General features: G+C 71.9%; 4 protein-coding genes. 3 read left to right on the forward strand and 1 reads right to left on the reverse strand.

Annotation, left to right across the window (positions count from 1 at the left end):
- Both AB0C29_RS36955 and AB0C29_RS36960 read left to right on the forward strand, forming a co-directional pair.
- Positions 1-2307 (forward strand): M36 family metallopeptidase (locus AB0C29_RS36955; RefSeq protein WP_360830526.1); only part of this gene is annotated, 2307 nt, incomplete at its 5' end.
- An 85-nt stretch (positions 2308-2392) separates the two neighbouring features.
- On the forward strand, positions 2393-2854 hold the full coding sequence (locus tag AB0C29_RS36960; RefSeq protein ID WP_360830528.1) for a hypothetical protein: 462 nt from the start codon (positions 2393-2395) through the stop codon (positions 2852-2854).
- Between the two features lie 18 nt (positions 2855-2872).
- Here the strand turns inward: AB0C29_RS36960 and AB0C29_RS36965 are convergent, their stop codons facing one another.
- On the reverse strand, positions 2873-3142 hold the full coding sequence (locus tag AB0C29_RS36965) for a hypothetical protein (protein ID WP_360542588.1): 270 nt from the start codon (positions 3140-3142) through the stop codon (positions 2873-2875).
- Positions 3143-3253: 111 nt separating this feature from the next.
- Between AB0C29_RS36965 and AB0C29_RS36970 the strand changes: the two genes are divergently transcribed.
- On the forward strand, positions 3254-4057 hold an 804-nt coding region (locus AB0C29_RS36970), incomplete at its 3' end, for a ketoacyl-ACP synthase III (RefSeq protein ID WP_360830531.1).

Here is a 4057-nt window from a genome sequence, read left to right on the forward strand (position 1 = left end):
GTCGCCGCGCTGGCCGCCGCCCTGGCCGACGCCGGCATCGCCCGCGACGAGCTCGCCGACTCCCGGGTCCGCCAGGTCGCGGTGCCGATGCCCGGCGCCGCCCCGCGCACGGCGTACGAGGTCGTCGTGCTGAGCAAGGACGCCGACCACCCGCTGGGCTACACGACCTACATCGACGCCCGCGACGGCAAGGTGCTGCTCCGCGAGAATCTCGTCAACTTCGCCGAGGACGACCCGCACTGGAAGGTCTTCCCGGCCACGCCGACCGCGGCCGGCACCGACACCCGGCAGACGTGGTGCGCGACCACCGCGCCCGGCTGCGCCCGCCAGGTGCTCGACCCGGCCACCGGCAAGCCCTGGGACATCGACCCGGCCACCGGCACGCCGACCTTCACCAGCAGCGGCAACTCGGCCGACTCGGTGCGGCTGTGGGGCAACGGGAACCCGGCGGTGCCCGCCGCCACCCGGCCCGACCGCGAGTACGTCTACCCGTTCACCAACCAGTGGAACACCCGCAAGTGCGACCCGAACGCGCTGACCTCGCCCGAGCAGGCCGACGCCGACGCGGCCACCGCGAACCTGTTCGCCATGCACAACCGGATGCACGACTGGTCCTACCGGCTCGGCTTCACCGAGGCCACCTGGAACCTGCAGAAGACCAACGTGCTGCCGTACGGCAAGGGCGGCGACGCCGAGCGCGGCAACGCCCAGCAGGGCGCGGCCACCGCGACCACGCGCAACAACGCCAACCAGGCGACCCCGCCGGACGGCATGCAGCCGACCACGAACATGTACATGTGGCAGCCGTTCGCCGGCAGCGCGTACCCGCCGTGTGTCGACGGGGACTTCGACATGACGGTGATCGGGCACGAGTACACCCACGCGATCAGCAACCGGATGATCGCCGGGCCGGACAGCGGCATCAGCTCCAGCCAGGGCGGGGCGATGGGCGAGAGCTGGTCCGACCTGCTGGCGATGGAGTACCTGTTCGAGAGCGGCTACACCCCGCGGGGGAACACGCCGTACGTCACCGGCGCGTACGTGACCGGGGACGTGAGCACGGGCATCCGCAACTACGACATGAGCACCAGCCCGCTCAACTACTCGAACTACGGCTACGACCGCGGTGCGGCCGTGCACGCCGACGGTGAGATCTGGAGCGCCACGAACTTCGACGTGCGGCGCGCCTTCGTCACCCGGTACGGCTCGGGCACCCGGGCCCTGCAGGAGAGCTGCGCGTCCGGGGCGACACCGGCGACCGAGTGCCCGGGCAACCGGCGCTGGGCGCAGCTGGTGTTCGACTCGTACCTGCTCGCGGCGACCGGCTCGATCAGCATGCTCGACATGCGCGACAACATGATCACCGCCGACGCGCTGCGCTTCGACGGGGCGAACGCCGACCTGCTGTGGAACGCGTTCTCCGCTCGCGGCATGGGCGCCGGTGCGTCCAGCGGGCCGTCGGACACCGACCCGGTGCCCAGCTTCGCGTCGCCGTACGCCGACAACGTCGAGGTGACGTTCAAGGCGCTGGGTGAGGCGGCGGGCAAGCCGGTCCGGCTCTACGTCGGCGACCACGAGTTCGGCACGACGCCGATCGCCGACACCGACCCGGCCACCGACCTGCCGGCCACGGTCACGCTGGCCCCGGGCACCTACAAGTTCCTCGCCATCGGCGCGGGCTTCGGCCACAAGCGGTTCACCCAGACCGTCTACCCGGGTGTCACCGCGACGGTCGGCGTGGTCATGCCGGCCAACCTGGCCTCGGCCACGTCCGGCGCCACGATCACCGGCGACGGCACCAACCTGGGCCGGCTCACCGATGACGCCGAGAACGCCGCGTGGTCCGCCACCGGCGGGGCGGCGGGCCGCCAGGTCACCGTCGACCTGCCGGCCGACACGGCCAAGCTGGTCTCCCGGGTGCAGCTGAGCACCTTCCCGGGTCCGGGCGCCACGACCGCGTCGATGTACAGCACGGTGCGCCAGTTCGAGATCCTCACCTGCAACGCGACCGCGGGTGCGGACTGCGCCACCGACGCCGGCTACAAGGTGGCGTACGCCAGCCCGGCGAACGCCTTCGACACCGGCTCGTTCCGGCCGAAGGTGCCCAACCTGCTGATCAAGTCGTTCTCCGTCCGCCCGACCCTGGCGACCCACGTGAAGCTGCGCGTGGTGACCAACCAGTGCACGGGCAACCCGCTGTACGCCGGCGAGCAGGAGAACGACCCGCGCAGCGCCAGCGACTGCGCGACCGCCGCACCCGCCGCCGCCAACGTGGTGGCCGCGGAGTTCGAGGTCTTCAGCAGCTGACCCGCACGGTCCGAGGAGGTACGCGGTGGCGGCCGCGTACCTCCCGGCGCCGGAAGTGTCGTACCGGTGTGGTCAGCTTCCGGGCATGGGTGTCTTGTGCGACTACTTCCGCGCCGCGGACGACGCGGCGGCGATCAGCCTGATGGAGCAGACCGACGGCGGTCCCGTCGCGGTGGCGGGTGACGGCCGGCTGGACGCGATCGACCTGAAGGGCCTCGAGCCGCATGTGATCCTCGGCCAGCTCGTGGCTCTGGCCGCCGGTGTCCCGTGGCATCCCCACGTGGTCGGCACCGAGCTGCTCTGGAGCGGCGGCGACGAGGGTCCCTGGATGATGTCCATCGAGGACACCACCCGGGACACGCTCGCGGCCATCGCTCCCGGTGCGCGGACGAGCGAGCTGTCGGCGCAGTGGGGCCGCATCGAGGAGCTGGCCTCGTCGGGCCCGTTGCCGCCGGAGCACCTGGTGCCGATCATCGAGGAGATCGCCGGCCTGGCCCGGCGCGCCCGCGACGCCGGCGAGCACCTCTACTGCTGGTGCTGCCTGTAGGCGCCGCGAGGGCGGGCCCTACGGGATCGGGCGCCGCATCGAGTAGGTGACCCCGTGCAGCCGGTGCGGCTCGTTGATCACATGGATCGCGGCCCGGTCGTACGCCTGCCAGCCCGCCGCCCCGGCCCGGTTGAGGTGACGCAGGTCGTCGAAACGCTCGTCGGTGCCCCAGCGCAGCGTCCCACCCGGGTGGTGGAACGTGGCCGTCCAGTCCATGAACCTGTCGGCCCCGAAGGTGCCGGCCGCCCGGTACTCGAGTCGTGCGTACTCCCAATTCGTCACAGTCATGATTATCACTGGTGATCGCCGGACCGCACGCCCCGGCAGGCCCGACCCCGGCTCAGGAAAACCGCCCGGCCGATCCTCAACCGGGTCACCGCCGCGCCGATAAGCGGGGACATGCAACCGGTAGCGCGAATCGGCATCCTGGGCACGGGTTCCTACCTGCCCGAGCACGAGGTCACCAACGAGGCTCTGATGGAGCTGGTGACCGACACCACACCGGAGTGGATCTCCCGTCGCACCCTGATCGAGGCCCGCCGCTTCGCCGCCCCCGACGAGGCGACCTCCGACCTGGCCACCAAGGCCGCGCTGGCGGCGCTCACCCGGGCCGGGATCGACGCCGACCGGATCGACTACCTGATCGTCTCCACCTCGACCGGTGACTCGCCGCAGCCGCCCACCGCCTCGCTCGTGCAGCACGCCATCGGCGCGCACCGGGCGGCCGCCTTCGACATCAACGTCGTCTGCGCCGGTTTCATCTTCGGCCTGGCCCTGGCCGACAGCCTCGTCGCCACCCGGCCCGAGGCGGTCGTCCTGGTGGTCGCGGCCGACATCTACTCCCGGATCCTCGACTTCGGCGACCGGCGCACCGCCATCCTGTTCGGCGACGGGGCCGGGGCCGCCGTGGTCGGTGCCGTGCCGGCGCCGTACGGGCTGGTCGACGTCGAGCTGATCACCCGCGGCGACGCCAACGAGCTCATCCACGTCAAGGCCGGGGGCAGCCGGCTGCCCGCGTCCGCCGAGACCGTGGCCGACGGCGACCACTACTTCCGGATGAACGGCCGCGGGGTGCGCGACTTCGTGCTGGCCGGGGTGCCGCCGGTGCTGGCCGACCTGCTCAAGCGGGCCGGGGTCACGCCCGGCGACGTCGACCACTTCGTGCCGCACCAGGCCAACGGCATGATGATCGGCGAACTCGTC

Origin of the sequence: Actinoplanes sp. NPDC048791 (assembly GCF_040650095.1) — a bacterium.
In the GTDB taxonomy this organism is placed as follows: domain Bacteria; phylum Actinomycetota; class Actinomycetes; order Mycobacteriales; family Micromonosporaceae; genus Actinoplanes.

Excerpts from the sequence above, each read along its gene's own strand:
- AB0C29_RS36960 (WP_360830528.1), top strand. The coding sequence starts at position 2,393 with ATGGGTGTCTTGTGCGACTACTTCCGCGCCGCGGACGACGCGGCGGCG.
- AB0C29_RS36965 (WP_360542588.1), bottom strand. The coding sequence starts at position 3,142 with ATGACTGTGACGAATTGGGAGTACGCACGACTCGAGTACCGGGCGGCC.